Source organism: Mesorhizobium sp. P3_A8 (genome assembly GCF_056402995.1).
The window spans coordinates 1-563 of record NZ_JBFUGI010000052.1; the positions used below are offsets into that span (position 1 = coordinate 1).

The 563-nt window shown below is 63.8% G+C and carries 1 protein-coding gene; it reads right to left on the reverse strand.

The window, feature by feature from the left end; translation table 11 throughout:
• Positions 1-14: 14 nt before the first annotated feature.
• The coding region (locus tag AC1DX4_RS35110; protein WP_477224692.1) for an IS5 family transposase at positions 15-563 on the reverse strand (549 nt) is incomplete at its 5' end.

Here is a 563-nt window from a genome sequence, read left to right on the forward strand (position 1 = left end):
GACTGCGGGCGCACCTATCCTGTGATGGCGGCCCATCGGCGCATGTTGAAGGCAATCGCCGCTAACGTCACCTGGGCAGTGGCTTTGGCCAGCCCGACATAGCGGATCGTGGTCAGCTTCATGCGGTTCTTGAGCGTGGCGAAGGTGGTCTCGACTGCGGCACGCCGTCTGGCGATCAGACGGTTGTAATGTTTGAGCCGCGGCGGCAGTGCATGGTGCTTGTTGGGGCGGCGCGCGATGCGAGGCTTCTTGCCTGCGGCCTTGAGCCGGGCACGGCGGGCATGGGTGTCGTAGGCGGCGTCCGCCCATACCGYCTTCTCGTCGCCGCAGATCAAGGCATCGGCCACCACCGTGTCGTTGACGTTGGCAGGCGTCGTGATCACTTTGCGGATCAGGCCAGAGCCCTCATCCACTCCGACATGTGCCTTGTAGCCGAAAGTGAAGCCGCCCTTGCCTTGCCRCACCGTGACACGGGCATCTGCATCCTTTGATGCCTGCTCGTCCGTCGGCGGCAATGAGACCGCATTGATCAGCGTGGCATCCAGCATCGTGCCCCGCTTCAG